The following is a 21,231-nucleotide window of genomic DNA, read 5'->3' as shown; positions in this document are numbered from 1 at the left end:
ATGACAAAAGAGAGCCCTTTTCTAACGACTAACAACTGACAGCTAACGACTAGTTTGCTAACCTATAATTTATCACTCAGTTCCTGCCCTTCATTGCCCATTGCTTATTGCTTATTGTACCTGACCTCTTCCATCTAAGCCCTCTTCTCCAACAACTGGCATATCGTTATTTCTTCCGCTTGGGCAAAGTAAGAGAATAGCTGTCGGAGATCATGGTCATTACCTCCGGGTCCGGAACGGAGCCGTCCAAAAGGATCGTGTTCCAATGGGCCTTGTTCATATGGTAACCTGGCAGCACACCTGCAAAGCGATCTCTCCAGAAGTCAATCCCCGCCGGTTCACATTTTACATTGACCTGCAAGCGCCCCTGGTATTCATATAAAAAGGCAAAGCCTTTCTTATTTCCCCGATGCCGCATGACCGTCCAGTTGGTATCGTCAAAGGGATAGTCCTCGTACACGTTTTCCCCCAAAGACAGGCAGAATTTGATTACCGCCTGCCGATTCGTCAGCGCATTCAAGAAAATCCCTCCGTTTTTACGGTTTATTTCCCTTCCAAAATGTCGGTGGTAATAAAGTCCACACCCCAGGAGATCAGCTTTAAGGCCTCCTCTTTTTGATCCACCGTCCAGCAGTTTACTTTGATTCCCCGCTGATGACAGGCCTTTATTGCTTTCTCACTGAGAACGGGATAATAGATATCCAGATCGAAGCGATCCTTTTCAAGCCGCGTCAGCAGCGTGTCGGAAAATTCCCCCGTCAAAAACTGGCAGGGCTGTAAGGGCTGAAGAGCGCGAACCTTCAACAGGTTTTCATAGAGGAAGGAGATAAAGATCACGTGCTCCAGCCAGCCCATGGCCTTGATTCGGGAGAGGATCGTCTTGATCTCAGGCTCTGTAAAATCGGATTTCAGCTCCAGAACACAGACCTTTTCATAGTTCCGGCAAATGCTGATATATTCCTCCAAAGAGGGAAGGTGTAAATCTGCCCGGCCCTTGCCGCCTTCCTTATCGCAAAGCCGCAGACTGCGAAGGGAAGCGTAGCTGCTTTCCTCCACCTGAATATTGTCGCACCCCACCCGGGCGGTATTGTCATCGTGCAGAAGAATAAAATTTCCGTCTCCCGTTCGATGAATGTCGGTTTCGATGCCAAAATAAGAGCGGTTTCCCGCCGCCACAAAGGCCGCGCAGGTGTTTTCCGTTTCCAGCCCGCTCAAGCCCCGGTGGGCGATCATTTTGGTACTGCCGGTTTCGATTTTAATGGTGTTCATGAAAAAGACTCCTTTGAAGGTTCAAATTGTGTTTTCCGCTTCTTTTTCAGGCAGCAAATATTCTTTGATATCCTTGACGAACTGATTCCCGCATCGGGCAAGCTCACCGAGTACGCGGTCGATCCCCTGTTCTGTTTTGTACCAGTTTTCCTTCGTGATATTGTAGACAGAAACGGGGCAGACCCTTATCAGGATGTCAGGAAAAGCCATTTGGTACAGCATAAGGCATCGCCGGGCATGAAACCCTTTGCAAACGATCAAAGCAGACTTTATTTTAACGCCCTTTTCTTCTATGGCCTGACGGGACAGAAAAGCGTTATCGCGGGTATGTCCCGATTTGTTTTCTTCAATGATCACATCGGCGGGCACGCCGTTTTTCGTAAGCACATCGGTAAAAAATTCACAGTCCGAATGGTAATCTCCGGTGTATCTGTCCGCCTTGGAGCGAACACCGGGCCATTTTTCGGCCTTAACACTGATCCCGCCCGAAGGGATCAGCCATTTCGCGAATCCTTTGTGATAAAGCTCAGCGGCATATTCAGGCTGCTCCGGGTGGGAACCTCCGGGCAAAAAGATCGCGTCAGCCTTCTCCGGCTGATCAGAAACAAAAATATAATTTGAAATATCTGTGATGATACGGCTGCCTTCCTTTTCTGCGCAGCTCTTACTGAGCAGCTCTGCTGAAACGAGATCCGGCATACTTCATTCCTTCTTTTCTTTTCGCCGCTTGCTTTCGAAGCGGCTTTATTGGCGGGAAAGCAGCGCCACCGTCTCCACATGAGCCGTAGCCGGAAACATATCCACCGGGGTGGCTTCCAGCGGCGGATAGCCCAGCTCCGCAAAGCGCTTCAGGTCTCTTGCCAGGGTGGCGGGATCGCAGGAAACATAGACGATCCGCCGGGGGGTAAAGCGGGTCACAGTATCGATCAGCTCTGGGGAACAGCCCTTGCGGGGCGGGTCTAAAATCACCACGTCCGGGCGCTCGCCTCTGCGCTTCAGCTCCGCGGCGGCCTTCGACGCGTCTCCACAGAGGAATTCCGCGTTTTCAATGTGATTCTCCGCCGCGTTCTGCCGGGCGTTTTCAACGGCCTCCGGGATAATTTCCACGCCGATGATCTTTTTTGCCTTTCTTGCCATGGAAAGCCCGATGGTTCCCGCGCCGCAGTACAGATCCAGCACGGTTTCCTTTCCGGTAAGCCCGGCGTATTCGGCGGCCTTTTCATAAAGCCGCTCCGCCTGGGTGCGGTTGACCTGGTAGAAGGAGAGGGGTGAGAGGCGGAAGTGAAGTCCGCAAAGCTCGTCCTGAACGGTGTCGCTTCCCCAAACGGTACGGCATTTCTTTCCCAGGGCCACATTGGTTTTTTCCCTGTTGGAATTGATCACCACACTGCAAAGCCCCGGCACGGCCTCTCTCAACATGGAAACAAGCTCCTGCTCATGGTGAAGTCCGTTGCCGTTTACCACCACGCAGGCCATCAGCTGGCCGGTCTTTTCTCCCTTGCGAAGGTACAGGCGGCGCATTCTCCCGGTATGGGCTTCTTCCCGATAGATCGGGTCGCCGTATTGTTTTTCCCAGTTCCGAAAAGCGGCCATGGCAGCGTTCATTTCCTCCGGCTGCAAGCGGCAGGACGCGCAATCGATCACGCGGTGGGAGTTCACCGCGTAAAAGCCCATGGTCAGGGCGCCGTCCCGATCAGTACCCAAAGGCAGCAGGGCCTTGTTGCGGTAATGATCCCGGCCTTCCGCGCCAAGGATCGGACGCAGCGGCAGCTTCTCCAGTCCGCCGATCCGGGAAAGCGCGTCCTGTACCCGCTCCCATTTGATCCGCTTTTCCGCTTCATAGCTGATATGCCGGTAACAGCAGCCGCCGCACTGGGAAAAAACGGGACAGTCCGGCTCGATTCGGTCAGGAGAAGGGGAGAGCAGCTCCAGAAGCTTGCCGTAAGCGTAGCTTTTCGCCGCCTTTACGATCTTTGCCCGGATCTTGTCTCCGGGTGCCGACAAAGGAACAAAGACCGCCATTCCCTCATGGCGGCCTACTCCCATGCCCTCCGCTGTCATTCCGGTGATGGAGAGCGTAACAGTATCATTTTTTTTCAGAGTTAGAATTTTTTGTTCCACGGTTGGCTCGCTTTCTGCCATAATATAATCAAAATATTCGGTTACCAGCGGCTGAGATTGTGGCGGTGCTTTTCCAGATAGACCTGTTCCACTTCCTCTGGAGAAATAGAGTAGCAGAGCAGAAGGTCGTTCAAATACATCATGGTATCGCAGAATTCCTCCACAAAATGGCGGCGGGTCTCCTGGTTTTCCAGAATGGCGTCATCGCCCTCTTTTTTGATGATGTCCGCCATTTCCCCGGCCTCGATCATGCCCCACAGCAGGGTATCTCTGCCTTTTCGGGGGCTTAGGCCGCCCCACTGCTCCAGATAGCGCGCCTGAAGTTCCTTCTGGATTTCCTGCATCTCTTCAAACCCAAATCTGCTCACGCCTTTCCCTCCTGAAAGCTTTCGTCTATTTCCGGTTCCTTCTGCTTCAAATTCTTTTTTGCCCAAAGCAGGAACGAAATCGTTGTAACGGCGGCGGCCAGGATATCCGCAATAGGCTCCGCCACGAATACGCCGAACAGCTTATTTTCAAAAAACAGCGGAAGCGCGTAGATCAAAGGAATCAGCAGCACGATCTTCCGCAGCAGCGCCAGCAGCAGAGAGGACTTCGCCTGCCCCAGCGCCAGGAAGGACTGCTGAAAGCTCATCTGCGCCCCGAAAGCGAAGCAGCCGAACATAAAAATACGAGTGGCCCATACAGCGGTTTCCGTCAGGGCGGGATCACTGCTGAAGATCCCCACAAACACCTGGGGGAACAGCTGTAAGGCCAGCCAGAATAAGGTGCAGTAGGTCATGGCGCACAAAGCCAGCAAACGCACAGATTTTTTTACACGGGCAAAGTTTTTCGCGCCGTAATTAAAGCTTGTAATGGGCTGAGCACCCTGCGCCAGCCCCTGCAAAGGCAGGTTCACGATCTGCAAAATGCTGGCAAGCACGGTGTAGGCCCCAACGGCGATATCGCCGCCGTATTTTAAGAGGGAAGTGTTCAGCACCACGCTCAAAAGGCTTTCCGTGCTCTGCATGATAAAAGGAGAGACTCCCAGCGCCAGCACAGGAAGCAAGATCTCCCTTCTCAGGGGCAGGCAGCTTTTTTTGATTTTGATCATCGTTTTTTTTCCAAACAGGAAACAGAGCACCCAAACGGCGGAAACCGCTTGAGAAAGTATGGTAGCCAGCGCCGCGCCCTGCACGCCCATTTGAAATACAAAAATGAAGAGGGGATCCAGGGCGATATTCAGCGCCGCGCCGATCACCACTGTAAGCATGCTGGTTTTGGCAAAGCCCTGGGTGGTGATGAACATGTTCATGCCCAGAGCGATCTGTACGAATACCGTACCGCACACATAAATGCGCATGTAGTCGTTAGCGTAGCCGATGGTATTATCACTTGCACCGAATGCCCGAAGGATCGGTTCGGAAAAAGTGAAAAGTACGGTAGTGAGCACCAGTGAGATCAAGAGAAGGGCGGTAAAGCAGTTTCCTAAAATGCGCTCGGCTTTTTCCGGGTTTTTCTCGCCCAGAGCAATGGAAGCTCTGGGTGCTCCGCCCATGGCGATGAGGGAACTGAAAGCCATGATCAGAATGATAATAGGGAAAGTGATCCCCACTCCGGTCAAAGCGGCTGTGCCGATTTCGGGAATGTGGCCGATATAGATACGATCCACAATGTTATAGAGCATATTGACAAGCTGGGCGGTAATGGCGGGAACAGCCAGGGAAAACAGCAGCCTTCCGATACTGCCGTTTCCCAGGTCGGGCTCCCGCCGGGATCTTTTATTCATAACGCCGACTTCCTTTCCCTGTGGATCTGAAAAACGTGTCAAGATTCCTCTTGCTCTGTCTCTTCCTCCGCGGGAGGCTCCTTGACCAGCAGCAGCCGGGCCAGGCGTTGATCCTCTACGGACAGCACGGTAATGCTGAGGCCTTTTATCCGCACATTGGGCTGTTCGTCCTCCTTGGGGATCCGGCCCAGCAGCTCTGTGACCAGCCCGGCAATGGTGTCGTAATCTCCCTCTGGCAGCTCAATGCCGGTCAGGTCGGAAATCTCATCGATGGAGGCAGTGCCGTCCACCGTGAATTCTGTTTCGCTGACCTGCTGGATCTCTTCTTCCTCGTTGTCATACTCGTCCTGAATGTTGCCCACGATGGATTCCACCAGATCCTCCAACGTGATAAGCCCGGCGGTGCCGCCGTATTCATCCACCACAATGGCAATCTGTACCTTGCGCTCTGTCAGTTCGGTAAAGAGCTGACTGCATTTCTTCGTTTCCGGGACAAAATAGGCGGGGCGCATCATATCAGTCAGCTTCACAAAATCCGGCAGATCCTTTCCCACATAGGGGAGAAGATCCTTTACATAGCAAATACCCACTACAGAATCGATATCCTCATGGTACACCGGAACGCGGGAACAGCCGTTTTCCACAGCGGCCTCCACCGCTTCCGAAATGGAGGCGTCGTCAGCCACGGCGATAATGTCCGTGCGGTGGGTCATGGTCTCTTCGGCGGTGGTATCGTTAAAATCAAGGATATTGGCGATCATATCCTTTTCCGTTTCCTCAATAACGCCCTTTTCCTCGCCTTCTCCCACGATCTGCAAAATTTCCTCTTCCGTTACGGCGTCGTCCAGCGTTTTAGGGTCGATCCGGAACAAACGCAGGATTCCATTGGAAATATGCGCGCATAGGATAGGAAAGGGGGTGGCAAGACGGGAAAGGGTATCGATCAGCCCGGCGTGACGCAGGGCAAAACGTTCGGGATTTTTCCGAACGCCCTTTTTCGGCAGCAAATTACCGAAAACTGTGAACAGCAGTAAATAGGAAAGGGCAGCGAGCAGGCAGGCCAGAAGCCCCCGAACAGAATGATCGGAAAGTGCGTGAAGGGCCCGGAGCAGATATGGATACGATCCGGCGCTCCAGAAGGCGATCCCCAAAAGCCCGGCGAACAGAAGCCCGTACTGCACGGGGAAAACGATTCCGGTTCGCGCTTCCAGTACTCTCAGCAGCCTTTTTGATTTTTTATCCCCAGCCTCCGCGTCTTTTTTCAGTTGAGCGGGGGAAAGGGCGTCCAGTGCTGATTCCGCCGCCGCGTAAAACGCGGAGAGAATCAATAGGACGAGAGAAAATAAAATGCATAAAACAGATGAGCCGTCAGGTTCCGAAGGCATTTTTAAAAGTACTCCTTTTTTCATTTTCAGAAAAAGAACACGGCGCCAGACTGACGGCGCTTTCCTGTTCCGTTTCTCAAATAAACATTTTACTAAATATGGTTATGCTTGTCAAATGGTTCTGGCAGGCAGGAAAAAGCAGATGAGAAAGGGCGGCTGATTTTTTTATCCAAAAATTGCGGAAACGTCGTTTTTTTCCTTTACAGACGGCGAAAAGAATGATAAAATAAAGCAGAACGGGTATTGAGAAACTGCCCGTCCACTGATATTCAGACTATCCTAAAAGGAGGAAATAGTTCAATGGCAAGAAAAATGAAAACCATGGATGGCAATAACGCCGCCGCGCATGTTTCCTATGCGTTTACCGACGTTGCCGCCATCTACCCCATCACGCCCTCTTCCGTGATGGCCGACGAAACGGACAAGTATGCCGCCGCGGGCAGAAAGAACCTGTTCGGCAGAGAAGTCCGTGTTACGGAGATGCAGTCTGAGGCCGGCGCCGCCGGCGCAGTGCACGGCTCTTTGGCGGCAGGCGCTCTCACCACCACCTACACCGCTTCTCAGGGCCTGCTGCTGATGATTCCCAACATGTACAAGATGGCCGGTGAGCTGCTGCCCAGCGTGATCCACGTTTCCGCTCGTACCTTGGCAACTCACGCCCTGAACATTTTCGGCGATCATTCCGACGTGTACGCCTGCCGTCAGACAGGCTATGCCATGCTCTGCGCCAACTCTCCCCAGGAGGTCATGGATCTGGGTGCGGTCGCCCATCTTTCCGCCATTAAGGGCAAGGTGCCCTTCCTCCATTTCTTCGATGGCTTCCGTACCTCTCACGAGATCCAGAAGATCGAGGTTTGGGATTATGAGGATCTGGGAGAAATGCTGGATTGGGACGCTGTCAACGAGTTCCGCCGCCACGCTTTGAACCCGGAGCACCCCGTCCTGCGTGGACAGGCCCAGAACGGAGATATCTTCTTCCAGGCAAGAGAAGCCTGCAATAAGCACTACGATGCCGTTCCCGGCGTTGTGGTCGATTACATGAACAAAGTGAATGCCAAGATCGGTACCGATTACAAGCCCTTTAATTACTATGGCGCTCCCGATGCCGATAAGGTCATCATCGCCATGGGTTCCGCCTGCGAGACCATTGAAGAAGTGGTCGATTATATGAATGCGGCAGGGGAGAAGGTAGGCCTTGTAAAGGTTCATCTGTATCGCCCCTTCGTTGCCAAGTATCTGCTGGACGTGCTGCCCGAAACGGTAAAGACCATCTCCGTGCTGGACCGCACCAAGGAGCCCGGCTCCATTGGTGAGCCCCTGTATCTGGATGTTCTGGCCGCCATCAACGGCACCCAGTTCGGCGCCTGCCCCGTGTATACCGGCCGTTATGGCCTGGGCAGCAAGGACACCAAGCCCAGCGATATCATCGCCGTATACCGCAATATGGAGTCCGCTTCTCCCAAGAAGCGCTTCACCATCGGTATTGTGGACGATGTAACTCACCTGTCTCTGGACGTGAAGGAAGATCCCGATACCGCTCCCGCCGGCACCACCTCCTGTAAGTTCTGGGGCCTGGGCTCCGATGGCACCGTGGGTGCCAACAAGAACTCCATCAAGATCATCGGCGACCATACCGATATGTACGCCCAGGGCTATTTTGATTACGATTCCAAGAAGTCCGGCGGTCTGACCATTTCTCACCTGCGTTTCGGCCATACCCCCATCAAGTCCACCTATTATATCAGCAAGGCTGATTTTGTGGCTTGCTCCAATCCTGCGTACCTCGACACCTACGACATGGTGCAGGATCTGAAGAAGGGCGGCAGCTTCCTGCTGAACTGCGCCTGGGACGCCGCCGAGCTGAATGAGCGTCTGCCCGGCAAGGTGAAGAAGTTCATCGCCGACAATGAGATTAATTTCTATACCATCGACGGCTTTAAGATCGGCAAGGAGATTGGCCTGGGCACCCGCATTAACACGGTTCTGCAGTCCGCCTTCTTCAGCATTGCCAAGATCATTCCCGAGGCCGACGCCATTCAGTATATGAAGGACGCCGCCACGAAGTCCTACGGTAAGAAGGGCGAGGCCGTGGTCAAGATGAACCACGATGCCATCGATGCCGGTGCCACCGGCTATGTGAAGGTAGAGGTTCCCGCCGACTGGAAAAACGCCACGGACGATTCCAAGAAGAAGGTCGCCACCGGCAGCCGTCAGGAGCTGGTGGACTATGTGAACAGCGTGGTTTATCCCGTTAACTCCTTCCACGGCAAGGATCTGCCTGTTTCCACCTTTGAGAAGTATGCGGACGGCACCTCTCCCCAGGGCACTGCCGCCTATGAGAAGCGCGGCGTGGCCGTGGACGTTCCCGAGTGGATCGTGGATAACTGCATTCAGTGCAACCAGTGCTCCTATGTGTGCCCCCACGCGGTCATTCGTCCCATCGCTATGACCGATGAAGAGCTGAAGAACGCTCCCGAGGGCACCAAGGCAAAGCCCATGACCGGCGTACCCGGCATGAACTTCGCTATGGTCATTTCCACTCTGGACTGCACAGGCTGCGGCTCCTGCGTGACCACCTGTCCTGCCAAGGAGAAGGCTCTGAAGATGTCTCCCATCGATTCTCAGCGTTCTCAGCAGGCTGTGTTCAATTACGGGATCGACCTGCCCGCCAAGGAAGCGGTTGCCGAGAAGTTCAAGGAGACCTCTGTGAAGGGCAGTCAGTTCAAGCAGCCCCTGCTGGAGTTCTCTGGCGCCTGCGGCGGCTGCGGCGAAACGCCTTATGCCAAGCTGGCTACTCAGCTCTTCGGCGATAAGATGTATATTGCCAACGCCACCGGCTGTTCCTCTATCTGGGGCGGCTCCGCGCCTGCTACGCCCTACACCGTGAACAAGAAGGGTCACGGCCCCGCCTGGCAGAACTCCCTGTTTGAGGATAACGCCGAGTTCGGCCTGGGCATGACCCTGGCGCAGAACGCCGTGCGCGGCCGTCTGCAGGAGCTTACCGAGAATCTGATCGCGGGCGAGAACACCCCTGCCGACGTGAAGGAGACCGGTAAGGCCTGGATCGACACCATGACCGACAGCAAGGCAAACGGCCCCGCTGCCGAGGCATATATTGCCGCTCTGGAGAAGTGCGGCTGTGAGAAAGCTCAGGAGATCCTGAAGGATAAAGATTTCCTGGCCAAGAAGTCCATGTGGATTCTGGGCGGCGACGGCTGGGCCTACGATATCGGCTTCGGCGGTCTGGATCACGCCATCGCCTCCGGCGAGAACATCAACATTCTGGTGTTCGATACCGAAGTGTATTCCAACACCGGCGGCCAGGCCAGCAAGGCCACCCCCACCGGCTCCGTGGCACAGTTTGCCGCTACCGGTAAGGCCACCAAGAAGAAGGATCTTGCCGCCATCGCCATGAGCTACGGCTATGTGTATGTGGCCCAGGTGGCTATGGGCGCCGATATGAACCAGTGCATCAAGGCCTTCTCCGAGGCCGAAAGCTACAACGGGCCCTCTCTGATCCTGGCTTACGCCCCCTGTATCAACCACGGTATCAAGGGAGGCATGGGTATTTCTCAGCTGGAGGAAAAGAAAGCGGTTGCCGCCGGCTACTGGCACAACTTCCGCTTCGATCCCCGCCGTGCCGACGCAGGCGAGAATCCCTTCCAGCTGGACAGCAAGGAGCCTTCCGCTTCCTATCGCGACTTCATCATGGGCGAGGTCCGTTACAACAGCCTGACCCGTTCCTTCCCGGATCGTGCCGAAAAGCTGTTTGCTAATGCTGAAAAGTACGCTGAGGAGAAGTATGCCAAGCTGAAGAAGCTGGCCGAGTAAGCTTCTCTCCAAATAATTCTGTAAAAAAGCCTGTCCGGGTATCCGGGCAGGCTTTTTTGCCGTCAGAAGGAGCGGCGTACTAGGGAACAATGGGGAATGAGTAATTAGTAGTTAGCAATTAGCAATTAGCAATTAGGGGCAAGAGACTGGTTTGCTAAATTGGAATTTAGCGGCGAGGCGCCGCAGCCACTCGTGAAGCGGCTTGGTACGGAAAGCTAGGTTCCGACCCGACCGTTGGCAGGGTGGTAAATTGGAATTTGGCGGTTACTTGTTCACTTTCCAACTGTCATTACTGAACAAAAAGCAAGGGGAACTTGCTTTTTCGGTGAAGAATCTCGTCCTTTGCTCTTTTGCTCTGGAATTAAGGACGAGATTCTTCGTCACTTCGTTCCTCGGAATGACAGAGAAGGGGACTGTTTGGTAAATTGGAATTTAGTGGTTACCCACTCGCTTTCCACCTGTCATTCTGAACGAAGTGAAGAATCTCGTCCTTTAGCCCTTTTCTCTGGAGGTGAAGGGCGAGATTCTTCACCTACGGCTCAGAATGACAGTGAGAGACCTGTGTGCTAAACTATAATTTATCAGTCGCTTGTGATCAGGCTGGGAACTACCCTCCCGCACCAAGCAGGCTCACGACTGCCCACGGCGACTTGCCGCAAACTGTAATTTGCTCCTTTTATCCTTGCCCTTCCCTTGATAATTCTGGAAAAAAAGGCTATAATGAATAAAAAGAAAAGAAGCGAAGGGGAATAGAAAGATGAACGAAAAGGCTCTTTATAAAATTACCTATGGGCTCTATGTGGTTTCCGCCGAGGCGGAGGGAAAAAGCAGCGGCTGCGTGGTGAATACCCTGCAGCAGGTCACTTCAAAGCCGGTGCGGCTTTCTGTGGCGGTCAACAAGGATAACCTGACCTGCGAGCTGATGCGGAAGGCCGGGCGTTTTGCTGCGGTGGCGCTGGACCAGCGGGCCAATCTTGCCTTTATTGGCAGATTTGGGTTCCGTTCCGGCAGGGATCTTGAAAAGTATGAAGGAGCTTCTACCGCAAAAGACGCCGCCGGAATGCCTTACTGCTGGGAAAATGCCTGCGCCCGGTACAGCTGCCGTGTGATCGATACCGTTGACCTGGGAACCCACATGCTCTTTGTGGGCGAAGCGGAGGAAATGGAGGTCCTCAGCGAAAACGAGCCGCTGACCTATGGCTATTACCGCACCGTGATCAAGGGCGGCACGCCAAAAAACGCACCCTCTTACCAGGAAAAATAAGTCGAATGCCAAGAAGAGGGCGTGCCGCGGAAAGAAAACCCGCGGCACGCCCTACTGCTTTCAGCGGGAACAAGAAAATGGTAAATTAGCGTTTAGCGAACTAGTTGTTAGTCGTAAGGTACTAGTTGTTAGAAAAGAGCCCCTCTCTGTCATCCTGAGGAGCGTAGTGACGAAGGATCTCGTCCTTAATCCCCTGAGTAAAAGGGCAAAGGACGAGATTCTTCACTCCGTTCAGAATGACAGAGAGGGAGAGCGCCTTCCTTTTTCTAACAACTAATATGGTAAATTTCAATTTAACGAACGCTGACCTTTCCCTTCATTTCTCATTGCTCATTCCTTCTTCATAGCCTGCAACTGCCAGACAAGCTGTTAAATTTTGCAGCATATCCGGTTCTATTCTTTATGCCTTGACAGGTAGAGGCCTTCCGCCTGCCGCAGCAGATCGTCTTTTTCGTTGGGGCAAGCGCCGTCCAGCACCTGTTCCAGAAGCGCGCGCAAGATTTCTCCCATGCGGGGCCCAGGAGGGATCCCAAGGGCGTTCAGATCGCTGCCGTTTACCGCCAGATCCCGCAGGGTCAGGCATTCTTCCTCTTGAAGGAGCTTTTCGGTAAGCGCCCTTGCAGCCTCGAGAGCCCGGCTTCGCTCCTCATACAGTTTGGGGGCCTGTGCCGCCAGATCGCCGTGCATCAGGGCAAAAAGGGAGAAAAGCTGCTCTTCGCCCAATTCTCCCAGCAGGCGCTTCAGCCGTTTCTCCGAAATTGGCAGCGGTTCCCCGTGGCGGGTGATCAAGGTACAGATCTGTTCTGATTCCCGTTTGGAAAAGCGCAGGCGAAGCAGGCACTGCCGTGCGATCCGCAGGCTTTCCTTTTCATGGCCGTAAAAATGGGCAGTCCCGTCCGGGGAGAAAAATTTTACCGCCGGTTTTCCGCAGTCGTGAAAAAGTGCGGCCCAGCGCAACACAGGCTCTTTTGGAACATCTGCCAATGCGTGCAGGGTGTGCTCCCACACGTCATAGCAGTGGTAGGGTGTTTCCTGGGCACAGCCCTTCATGGAGGCGAGCTCCGGCAGAACGGTAAAAAGCACCTCCGCGTATTCCCGCAAAACAGGAGCGGCCCTGTTTCCCAAAAGCAGCTTGTGTAGTTCCTCCCGAACCCGTTCGTGAGAAATGGCCAGCAAAAGCTCTTTTTTCGATCTTACAGCAGCTGCGGTGGCGGGGTCTATGGCAAGCTCCAGAACAGCGGAAAAGCGCAGGCATCGCAGGATTCGCAGGGCGTCCTCAGAAAAGCGGCGAACGGGATCTCCCACGCAGCGCAGAATTCGCTTTTCCAAATCGAAAAGGCCATGAAACGGATCGATAAGCCCCCTTTCCGGGTGGTATGCCATGGCGTTTATGGTGAAGTCCCGGCGGGAAAGGTCGTCCTCCAGTTTTTTGGAAAATTCCACGGTTTCCGGCCGGCGGTGGTCTGTGTAAACGCCATCAAAGCGGAAGGTCGTGATCTCCACGGGGTGGTTTTCGAGCACAGCCGTTACCGTGCCGTGCTTCAGGCCAGTGTCAATACAGGGAAAGTCTTGAAAACAGGCTGCCGTTTCCCGGGGTAGGGCGCTTGTGGTGATATCCCAGTCCTCAGGCGGCCGCCCCAGCATGGCGTCCCGCACGCAGCCGCCTACGAACCAGGCCTCAAAGCCCTCTTTTTCCAAAAGCTCTATGGCGCGTAACGCATAAGCGGGGGGAATGATTTTTTCAGCAGTGTTCATGTGGCATCAACCTTTCCTGAATCATACAGTAGCACTTTTCCGCTTCCTTTTCAAGGAAATCCCCGCAAAACCCAGCTTTTTCGTTGACATGCCGGAAAAAAGATGATAGAATCCCCAGAGAAGGAAAAATTATCCGATCGAGGGGGGAAAGGTCATGGCTTTATTGGAGCAATGGCGGAAATACGCGGAGGAAAAACAGAACAGCTCGGAGGGCCGGAAATTCTGGAAAGAATATTTTGATACGGAAACAGAGATCTATAAAAAGATCCTGCAAAGCAAGCCCAGAAAAAACACGGTAAAGGGCTATGCGGAGAAATACGGCGTCGATCTGATGACCATGGTGGGCTTTTTAGACGGTATCAACGACAGCCTGAAGGAAAAGAACCCGCTGGAAGAGATCGAGGAAGACAGCGAGGTAAATTTGAATTACGAGAAAGAGCTTCTTTACAAAAATATGGTGGAGGCCAAGGCTGAGTGGCTGTATACTCTGCCCCAGTGGGATGATTTGATCCCGGAGGAGCGCCGGAAAGAGCTTTACAAGGAGCAGAAGCGTTCCAAAACTGTGATAAAGGGAGAGAAGATCGGAAGGAATGATCCGTGTCCCTGCGGAAGCGGAAAGAAATATAAAAAGTGTTGTGGACGAGATCTGTGATTTTCCGCCCGCGGAAAGAAATATAAAAAGTGTTGTGGACGAGATCTGTGATTTTCCGCCCGCGGAAAGAAATATAAAAAGTGCTGTGGCCGGGACCAGTGATTTTCCGCCTGTGCTTATAAAAACAAAAAATTTTAGCCTGCCGTTATAGCGTTTTGCTGATACGGCAGGCTTTTCTCCATTTTGCGGAAAAGCGCGGGCGATTAAACCCTGAAAAAGAGGCAAACAATACCTTTGATAGAAAATTTACGGAGGTATGTCTCATGCAGGGAAAAGTTGAAATTTGCGGTGTGAATACCTCTCGTCTGAAGGTGCTGAAAAGCGATGAGATGAGAGAGCTTTTGATTAGGAGCCACGATGGAGATAAGGAAGCCCGGGAAAAACTGATCTCGGGGAATCTGCGGCTGGTGCTCAGTGTGATCCAGCGGTTTGGGAACCGGGGAGAAAACCCGGACGATCTGTTTCAGGTGGGCTGTATCGGCCTGATCAAGGCCATCGATCATTTTGACGTGAGCCAGGGCGTGCAGTTTTCCACTTATGGCGTTCCCATGATCATCGGTGAGGTGCGCCGGTTTCTGCGGGACAACAATTCTGTGCGGGTCAGCCGTTCCATGCGGGACACCGCCTACAAGGCCATTCAGTGCAAGGAGCGCCTGACCGCTGAAAAGGGCCAGGAGCCCTCGATTGAAGAGATCTCGGAGCAGCTTGGCATGAAGCGGGAGGACGTGGTGGTGGCGCTGGAAGCCATTGTAGAACCGGTTTCTCTCTATGAACCGGTGTTTTCCGACGGCGGTGATACCATCTATATTATGGATCAGGTAGGGGACGGCAGCGATGACGGAGACTGGCTGGAGGAGATCGCCATCAAGCAGGCGATCCACAATTTAAGCGAACGGGAAAGATGCATTCTCTCCATGCGCTTCCTGGACGGTAAGACCCAGATGGAGGTGGCGGGGGAGATCGGCATCTCTCAGGCTCAGGTATCAAGGCTGGAAAAAGGCGCGCTGGGAAAGATCAAATGCGAGATTCGCTGAAAAGGCAGAGAAGGGCGGCAGGAAAACAGGAAAGCAAAAACCGGGCGGAAACCGCCCGGTTTTTTATATCGCAAATTTTGCAAAGGACGCAAAAGCATATTTCTGCACACTTTTGTGCCCTTTGGTTTTGGAAGCATGCCTCAAGACATCCACACAGTGCCCATTTCTTCAAAGCTCCAGCCCTCCTGCTCCTCCCAAGTGGCGCGAACGGGATATCCTACGGCCCCCAGACCGCCCTTCCATTTCCTGACGGAGCAGGAAACGGTATCGCCCTCAATTTTTTCTTCATTGATGGTGAAATGGACCCCATTTTCCCAATAGAGGGCTTCTTCGTCGATATACTCCTGCTCCATCAGCTCCTGTAAGGTCCCCTCCAGGGGCGTGGCGTTGTGCTCCGCGGAAAAGTCAAAGGCAAGCAGCGCCTTTTCTCCGGCGCTGAGAGCACCGATCTCCGCAAGGTCAAAGCCGAAGTATTCCGCGCCGCTGTTTAGCCCCGGGTCTTCCCCATACAAATCCTCCAGAATCTTTTTGTACAGGGAAAAATAGTCCGTTTGCTTCTCCTTCAGCGTTACCGTTTCCGCTTGAATTTGGGCGGGCCAGGTCTCCATGACGTTTCCGTCAAAGCCGATCTCCACCACCATGCCGGGCAAAACGGCGTCGGCGCCCCTGAGCTGCTCCGGCGTACAGGAGAAACAGTAAGCCTCGGGATATGTTTCCGAAAGGCCAACGCCCCGAACGCTGCTGCCGTTTACAGTACAGATTTTCATTTCCATGGTAACAACCGCCGGTTGGGAGCTTTCCTGTTTCAGGGCGGGGTCGCTTACAGCGCTTCCCCCGGCAGCGGGCGGAGGGCTTTCGCTTCCGCAGGCGGAAAGGAGAAGTATGAAAAGCAGAGCAAGAGACAGAGCACGGAAGAGCTTCCTTTGTTTCATGTGTGTGCGCCTTCTTTCCTCCAGATAAATTGCCGGATCAAAAAACATCGTTGCCTTGGGAGATTTTTTGGTGGAAGCCGTTTCCTCCTCCGCTGGCAGGAAAAACCCGACAGCTTTTCAGGTGAGCCCGTCAAAGGTCCAGCTGTCTCCGTCTTTTCTGGCGGTGCAGTGATCATGACTGACGGTCTCCGATTCGCTGCGCCATTTTTTTGCGGAAAAGGAGAAACTTTCGCCTTGGACAGGCTCGTCCCGGATCGTGAAAAGAATGCCTTGTTCAAAGCGATGGGTTTTTTCATCGATCTCACCCCGCTCCGTAAGCTCCTGGAGGGTGGCCAAACAAGCCCCGGCCGGCTGCACCCCCGTTTCCCAGTCCGTGTCGTGGGAGCAGTAAAAGAGATAGACCAGGCCACGCTTTTCCTCTTTGCTCAGGTTGTGGACCTCAGTGAGATCCAGGGCATAGGTGATGCTGAAATCCGGGGAGCCCTGGGGATTCAGCTCTGCTTCTTCGTCATAGAGTGCGTCGAGAATGTCTAAATACAACCCAATAAAATCCTGGCCCGGCTCCAATACCGTGACGCTGATGGCTTCGCCAATCAATCGGCCGGGGTGAGTCTGCTGTATGACGGTTACCCCTGCGATCTCCACAACTGCGCCGGGGGTGAGAGCACCGGCAGTCTCATCTACCGTGGAGCAGTTGAGAAAGTCAAGCTCATTTTCTTCTGCCACCATCAGTCTCCATTGGCCGTCGGGATTTTTTTCGCACTGCACCACGGTTTTTTGCATGCTTTTCACCTCACGGAAGAGGTCTGCTGCGGGATCGCCGTTTTCACAGGCCCACAGGCACATAAGCAAAGCTGCAATAAGGGCTGCGCCCCTCAAAGTCTTCCTGAGTTTCATGGAAGTTCCCCCTTTCACCGGTTCAGGTTCTATTCTTTATACAACGCGGGGGAGAAAAACACTCACCGTATTTCAAAAAATTTTTTACCGGCAGAAATCGTTTAAGTACCGCTCCAGGCAGGAGGTGATGATGGCCTTTGCTTCCTTTGGCCCCTTGACCTCGCTGATCTCCGTGGTTTTTCCAGCCTCCAGCTGCTTATAAACGGAGAAGAAATGCCGCATTTCGTCAAAGATGTGAGCAGGCAGCTCCTTGAGATCCTGATACCCGTTATAGGTGGGATCGTCAAAGGGAATGGCGATGATCTTTTCGTCCTTTTTACCACCGTCGTCCATAATGATCACGCCGATGGGGTAGCACCGCACCAGAGACATGGGGAGAATGTTTTCCGAGCAGAGCACCAGCACGTCCAGCGGGTCGCCGTCGCTGGCATAGGTGCGGGGAATAAAGCCGTAATTTGCCGGGTAATGGGTAGAGGTGTAAAGCACCCGATCCAGCCGGAGCAGGCCGGTGTCCTTATCCAGCTCATACTTGGCCTTTCCGCCCTTGGTGATCTCGATCACAGCGAAAAAGTCATTTTCGTTGATGCGCTTCGGGGAGATATCATGCCAAATGTTCATTTTAGTTCCAACCTTTCCCGGACTCTGAAATTTTCATATAGTATACCACTGAAAAAAGGAAAATGCAATTTTCGTGAAAAGGCGGCATACCATTGGAAAGGCAGACTGTAAGGAAAAAGGGGTGCGTTATGAACTGTAGAATGGGAGAACTGCGAAACAAGGAAGTTATCAATGTAAAGGACGGCGCACGGATCGGCTTTGTTTCCGATGTGGAGCTCGATACCCATACCGCGGCGCTGACGGCAGTGGTGGTATACGGCAGACTCCGCCTGTTCGGACTGCTGGGAAGAGAGCCGGATTTTGTGATCCCCTGGAAGGATATCTCTTTGATCGGTGACGATACCATGCTGGTCAACTACCAAAAGCCGGAGGGGGAGAAGGAAACGGGAAAGCTGAAAAAGCTTTTGGATAAAATCTCTTTTTAAGCCGTGAAAAATTGAAAAAAACCTTGCTTCCGGGGAAATGCTGTGCTATAATATCAAGGCTAAAATACACACGCTCCGCCTCACGGGATCCCCGAAATAAACGGCGGAGCGGAGGAAAAACCAAGGAGGTTTTCAAAAATGGCAGTAGTATCTATGAAGCAGCTTCTGGAGGCCGGCGTTCATTTCGGCCACCAGACCAGAAGATGGAACCCCAAAATGGCGTCCTACATCTTCACCGAACGCAACGGCATCTATATTATCGACCTGCAGAAGACGGTGAAGAAGCTGGAAGAGGCCTACAATTTCGTGCGCGATCTGGCCACTGAGGGCAAGAGTGTGCTGTTTGTCGGCACTAAGAAGCAGGCTCAGGAATCTGTGAAGGAAGAGGCCCTGCGCGCGGAGGCCTACTATGTAAACGCTCGCTGGCTGGGCGGTATGCTCACCAATTTCTCCACCATTCGCAAGCGGATTCAGCGTCTGGCTCAGCTGCGCAAAATGGAAGAGGACGGCACCTTTGAGCTGCTTCCCAAGAAAGAGGTTTCTCAGCTTCAGCTGGAGATCGAAAAGCTGGAAAAATACCTGGGCGGCATTAAGGATATGAAGGAATTCCCCGGCGCTCTGTTCATCGTCGATCCCCGCAAGGAAAGGATCGCCGTGGCGGAAGCCCGCAAGCTGCATATTCCGATCGTCGCCATTGTGGACACCAACTGTGATCCCGATGAGATCGATTATGTGATCCCCGGAAATGACGACGCGATCCGCGCGGTCAAGCTGATCGCCGGCGCCATGGCCAACGCCATCATCGAAGGCCGTGAGGGCCAGATGGGCGCCGCCGCCCGCGACGCGGAGGAGCCTGAAGAAGTGGAAGAGGCTTCCGAGCAGGAGTAAGGGGACAGGCCGTAATATAATAAGAATCTCAAAATCAGGTTTTGGTTCCGGTAAAGCGCGGAGCTGAAGGAAAGGAAGAAATATAGTATGAATTTTACCGCAAAAGACGTTGCCGCTCTTCGTGAGAAGACCGGCTGCGGCATGATGGATTGTAAGAAGGCGCTTACCGCTTCTGAGGGCGATATGGAGAAGGCTATTGATTTCCTGCGGGAAAAGGGCCTTGCCGCCGCTGTAAAGAAGGCCGGGCGCATTGCCGCCGAGGGCGTGGCGTTTGCCACTGTCAGCGACTGCGGCAAGGTGGCCGTGGTGATCGAGGTCAACGCTGAGACCGACTTTGTGGCCAAGAATGCCGAGTTCCAGGCCTTTGTAAAGACCTGCGCCGATACCATTATCCAGCAGAACCCCGCCGATGTGGAAGCCCTGCTGCAGTGCAAGGCCGCCGGCTCTGAGCTTACGGTAGACGCCCTTTTGAAGGAGAAGATCCTCACTATCGGCGAGAATATCAAGGTTCGCCGGTTTGCACGTTATGAGGGGGCCGTTACCTCCTATGTGCACGGCGGAGGCCGTATCGGCGTTATTGTAAAGTTTGATACCACTGAGGAAATTGCCGCCTCTGAGGGCTTTAAGGCCTATGCCCACAACGTGGCAATGCAGATCGCCGCCCTGAATCCCGAGTATCTGGACGAGGCCGCCGTGCCTGCCGATCGCAAGGAGAAGGAGAAGGAGATCCTCACCCAGCAGATCATGGACGAAGGCAAGCCCCAGAACATTGCCGAAAAGATCGTGGCGGGCCGTCTCCAGAAGTTCTTCAAGGAGATCTGCCTGGTTGATCAGCAGTATGTACAGGACAGCAAGCTGACCGTGCAGCAGTACACCGATACCGTTGCCAAGGAGCTGGGCGGCTCCATCAAGATCACCGGCTACACCCGCTTTGAAAAGGGCGAGGGCCTGGAGAAGCGCGAGGATAATTTCGCCGAGGAGATCGCCAGCTTGGTGAAATAAGTTGTTAGAGATTAGTTGTTAGTCGTTAGAAGTGCCGTGCATGAGTTTTCATGCACGGCACTTTTGCGTACAAAGAGAGTGATATCCATTGAACAGCTACCAGTCTGATTCGTAGAAATACACATGATTGGTGATTGGGTTAACTACTTTCATAAAATGGATAAAGGATAGCAAAGAAATTCGGCTATGTCAACAAAAGCCCCCGATCAGCACTTGATCTTTTGTGATTCTTGTACTATATTATTACATATAGATTAGAATGTTTTTATCTTTTGGTTTATGGAAGAAACTCTTTTAGAGGCGGGTGGTTACTATTAAAAAGAAACTTTTTCTTGCAATCACTTTGATAGCGGTCTTGGGGATCGGTATTTCTGCTGCCGTATTTTCTGCTAACGGTGTGGAGAGCGACTTTGTAAAAGAGCTTCGAATTGCCGGACAGACTTATAAAAGAATTTGCAACGAGGATATTTCCTTTGATATAAATACTGCAAATTCCAATGGACAGGCAGTGGTAGGATACTATAAGGAGATTCCTATCACTCGGGATCAGGTCATTTACAAACAGGCAATAAATCGGATTCAGCGAAATCCAGCAGATCCGACCTGGCGAAAACCGGAAAAAACGGAAAAGGAGCTCATTTTTGAAGTAGCACGAGATCTCTATACCTATGAACAGGCCAAAGATTTGGGGCTTTATCCCTCTGAGGAAGAGATGGAAGAAAAGTTTGCTTCGGCATCAGAGTCATTTCAGAGGGATCTGGAAGAAAATTTGGAATTATGCTCACAGATTGAATTTACTCAGGACGAATGGATTGCATGGATGACGCAGCAAAGGATTGAAAACATAGCTAAAAGCCGGTTTATGGCTCAGGTGTTAATCTCCTTGCAAGAAGAGAAACAAATCGAGGATGAGGTTTTGGCAGAGCTGGTCCATGTGCTCGTGGAGAGAGCGGAGGGAACTGATTTGCCATCAACACTCGACAAACTCTTTGACCGCTATGTGACCCTGCAGATAGGGAATCAAATTACTTATGTCAATGAAGAGAGTGATACAGCCTCCTGATAGCCAGGTAAAAGTATAAACCGGAATAGAAGCTGTTATTTTTATGCGGTTCCGCATTTTAATACAGTAAATCACCCCATTTGCCGGAAAGAAGAGAACTTCTTCGGCAGATGGGGTGAATTTTTTGTTTTAGCGTAGCTTTTGCTTTTTGTTGTTTTCTCCGCAGCGTGTACAGCCCTGGCAGCCGCCTCCGCAGCAGGTTTTTCCGTTTTTCTTATCCTTCCAAAGCTTTCGCAGGGAAAGAAACAGGACAAAAGCGATCAAAAGACAGACCAGGATCGTGGATAGAGCTCCGGGCATAGAAAGCCTCCTTCTGTATTTTGAATT

General features: G+C 52.8%; 20 protein-coding genes. 8 read left to right on the top strand and 12 right to left on the bottom strand.

Going from position 1 to position 21,231, the window contains the following annotated elements; all coding sequences use genetic code 11:
• Nucleotides 1-166 precede the first annotated feature (166 nt).
• Genes U8T64_RS08765 through U8T64_RS08735 form a run of 7 tightly spaced genes read right to left on the bottom strand, consistent with a single transcriptional unit; the run spans nt 167 to nt 6,543 of the window.
• Nucleotides 167-520, bottom strand: a complete 354-nt coding sequence (locus tag U8T64_RS08765; protein WP_367575411.1) for an MmcQ/YjbR family DNA-binding protein — start codon at nt 518-520, stop codon at nt 167-169.
• 23 nt (nt 521-543) lie between these two features.
• Nucleotides 544-1,269: a glycerophosphodiester phosphodiesterase gene (locus tag U8T64_RS08760; RefSeq protein WP_322182903.1), complete on the bottom strand. Its 726-nt coding sequence runs from the start codon at nt 1,267-1,269 to the stop codon at nt 544-546.
• A gap of 21 nt (nt 1,270-1,290) precedes the next feature.
• Complete coding sequence (locus U8T64_RS08755; RefSeq protein ID WP_322182902.1) at nt 1,291-1,968, bottom strand: YdcF family protein; 678 nt, start codon at nt 1,966-1,968, stop codon at nt 1,291-1,293.
• A gap of 45 nt (nt 1,969-2,013) precedes the next feature.
• Nucleotides 2,014-3,390: a 23S rRNA (uracil(1939)-C(5))-methyltransferase RlmD gene (rlmD, locus tag U8T64_RS08750; protein WP_322182901.1), complete on the bottom strand. Its 1,377-nt coding sequence runs from the start codon at nt 3,388-3,390 to the stop codon at nt 2,014-2,016.
• 41 nt (nt 3,391-3,431) lie between these two features.
• A complete protein-coding gene (locus U8T64_RS08745) occupies nt 3,432-3,758 on the bottom strand; it encodes a nucleoside triphosphate pyrophosphohydrolase family protein (protein ID WP_322182900.1) in 327 nt (108 codons plus the stop codon).
• Nucleotides 3,755-5,158 (bottom strand): MATE family efflux transporter, encoded by a 1,404-nt coding sequence (locus tag U8T64_RS08740; protein ID WP_322182899.1) that lies wholly within the window; start codon nt 5,156-5,158, stop codon nt 3,755-3,757. The genes U8T64_RS08745 and U8T64_RS08740 overlap by 4 nt, the downstream gene beginning before the upstream one ends.
• Nucleotides 5,159-5,196: 38 nt before the next feature.
• Nucleotides 5,197-6,543, bottom strand: a complete 1,347-nt coding sequence (locus U8T64_RS08735) for a hemolysin family protein (protein WP_322182898.1) — start codon at nt 6,541-6,543, stop codon at nt 5,197-5,199.
• Nucleotides 6,544-6,843: 300 nt separating this feature from the next.
• Between U8T64_RS08735 and nifJ the strand changes: the two genes are divergently transcribed.
• Together nifJ and U8T64_RS08725 are read left to right on the top strand one after the other, a co-directional pair.
• Complete coding sequence (gene nifJ, locus U8T64_RS08730) at nt 6,844-10,374, top strand: pyruvate:ferredoxin (flavodoxin) oxidoreductase (protein WP_322182897.1); 3,531 nt, start codon at nt 6,844-6,846, stop codon at nt 10,372-10,374.
• Nucleotides 10,375-11,131: 757 nt separating this feature from the next.
• A complete protein-coding gene (locus U8T64_RS08725; protein WP_322182895.1) occupies nt 11,132-11,638 on the top strand; it encodes a flavin reductase family protein in 507 nt (168 codons plus the stop codon).
• Between the two features lie 393 nt (nt 11,639-12,031).
• Here U8T64_RS08725 and U8T64_RS08720 read toward each other — a convergent pair whose 3' ends face one another.
• Nucleotides 12,032-13,393: a CCA tRNA nucleotidyltransferase gene (locus U8T64_RS08720; RefSeq protein ID WP_322182893.1), complete on the bottom strand. Its 1,362-nt coding sequence runs from the start codon at nt 13,391-13,393 to the stop codon at nt 12,032-12,034.
• A gap of 154 nt (nt 13,394-13,547) precedes the next feature.
• Between U8T64_RS08720 and U8T64_RS08715 the strand changes: the two genes are divergently transcribed.
• Together U8T64_RS08715 and sigG are read left to right on the top strand one after the other, a co-directional pair.
• Nucleotides 13,548-14,045, top strand: coding sequence for an SEC-C metal-binding domain-containing protein (locus tag U8T64_RS08715; protein WP_322182891.1), 498 nt, complete (start codon nt 13,548-13,550; stop codon nt 14,043-14,045).
• Nucleotides 14,046-14,308: 263 nt separating this feature from the next.
• Entirely contained in the window at nt 14,309-15,079 is a 771-nt protein-coding gene (sigG, locus tag U8T64_RS08710; RefSeq protein WP_322182889.1) for an RNA polymerase sporulation sigma factor SigG, read from the top strand.
• Between the two features lie 140 nt (nt 15,080-15,219).
• Here sigG and U8T64_RS08705 read toward each other — a convergent pair whose 3' ends face one another.
• The 3 genes from U8T64_RS08705 to U8T64_RS08695 all read right to left on the bottom strand — a co-directional run bounded on the left by U8T64_RS08705 (nt 15,220) and on the right by U8T64_RS08695 (nt 17,526).
• Nucleotides 15,220-16,011, bottom strand: coding sequence for a hypothetical protein (locus U8T64_RS08705; protein WP_322182887.1), 792 nt, complete (start codon nt 16,009-16,011; stop codon nt 15,220-15,222).
• A gap of 117 nt (nt 16,012-16,128) precedes the next feature.
• Entirely contained in the window at nt 16,129-16,908 is a 780-nt protein-coding gene (locus U8T64_RS08700) for a hypothetical protein (protein ID WP_322182885.1), read from the bottom strand.
• Between the two features lie 84 nt (nt 16,909-16,992).
• Nucleotides 16,993-17,526 carry an inorganic diphosphatase gene (locus tag U8T64_RS08695; protein WP_322182883.1) on the bottom strand — a complete coding sequence of 178 codons (534 nt, stop codon included), beginning with the start codon at nt 17,524-17,526 and terminating at the stop codon, nt 16,993-16,995.
• A 128-nt stretch (nt 17,527-17,654) separates the two neighbouring features.
• Between U8T64_RS08695 and U8T64_RS08690 the strand changes: the two genes are divergently transcribed.
• From U8T64_RS08690 to U8T64_RS08675, 4 genes are all read left to right on the top strand, one after another.
• Nucleotides 17,655-17,951, top strand: coding sequence for a YlmC/YmxH family sporulation protein (locus U8T64_RS08690; protein ID WP_322182882.1), 297 nt, complete (start codon nt 17,655-17,657; stop codon nt 17,949-17,951).
• Nucleotides 17,952-18,089: 138 nt separating this feature from the next.
• On the top strand, nt 18,090-18,839 hold the full coding sequence (gene rpsB / locus U8T64_RS08685; RefSeq protein ID WP_322182880.1) for a 30S ribosomal protein S2: 750 nt from the start codon (nt 18,090-18,092) through the stop codon (nt 18,837-18,839).
• An 87-nt stretch (nt 18,840-18,926) separates the two neighbouring features.
• Nucleotides 18,927-19,841, top strand: a complete 915-nt coding sequence (gene tsf, locus U8T64_RS08680; RefSeq protein ID WP_322182878.1) for a translation elongation factor Ts — start codon at nt 18,927-18,929, stop codon at nt 19,839-19,841.
• Between the two features lie 304 nt (nt 19,842-20,145).
• Nucleotides 20,146-20,904, top strand: a complete 759-nt coding sequence (locus U8T64_RS08675; protein ID WP_322182875.1) for a hypothetical protein — start codon at nt 20,146-20,148, stop codon at nt 20,902-20,904.
• Between the two features lie 129 nt (nt 20,905-21,033).
• Here the strand turns inward: U8T64_RS08675 and U8T64_RS08670 are convergent, their stop codons facing one another.
• On the bottom strand, nt 21,034-21,204 hold the full coding sequence (locus U8T64_RS08670) for a FeoB-associated Cys-rich membrane protein (RefSeq protein ID WP_322182873.1): 171 nt from the start codon (nt 21,202-21,204) through the stop codon (nt 21,034-21,036).
• Nucleotides 21,205-21,231 lie beyond the last annotated feature (27 nt).

The organism is Neglectibacter caecimuris (genome assembly GCF_034335015.1).
Classification (GTDB): domain Bacteria; phylum Bacillota; class Clostridia; order Oscillospirales; family Acutalibacteraceae; genus Acutalibacter; species Acutalibacter caecimuris_A.
Note: the sequence above shows the minus strand (reverse complement) of the source record. Positions and strands in the feature narration are given on the sequence as shown.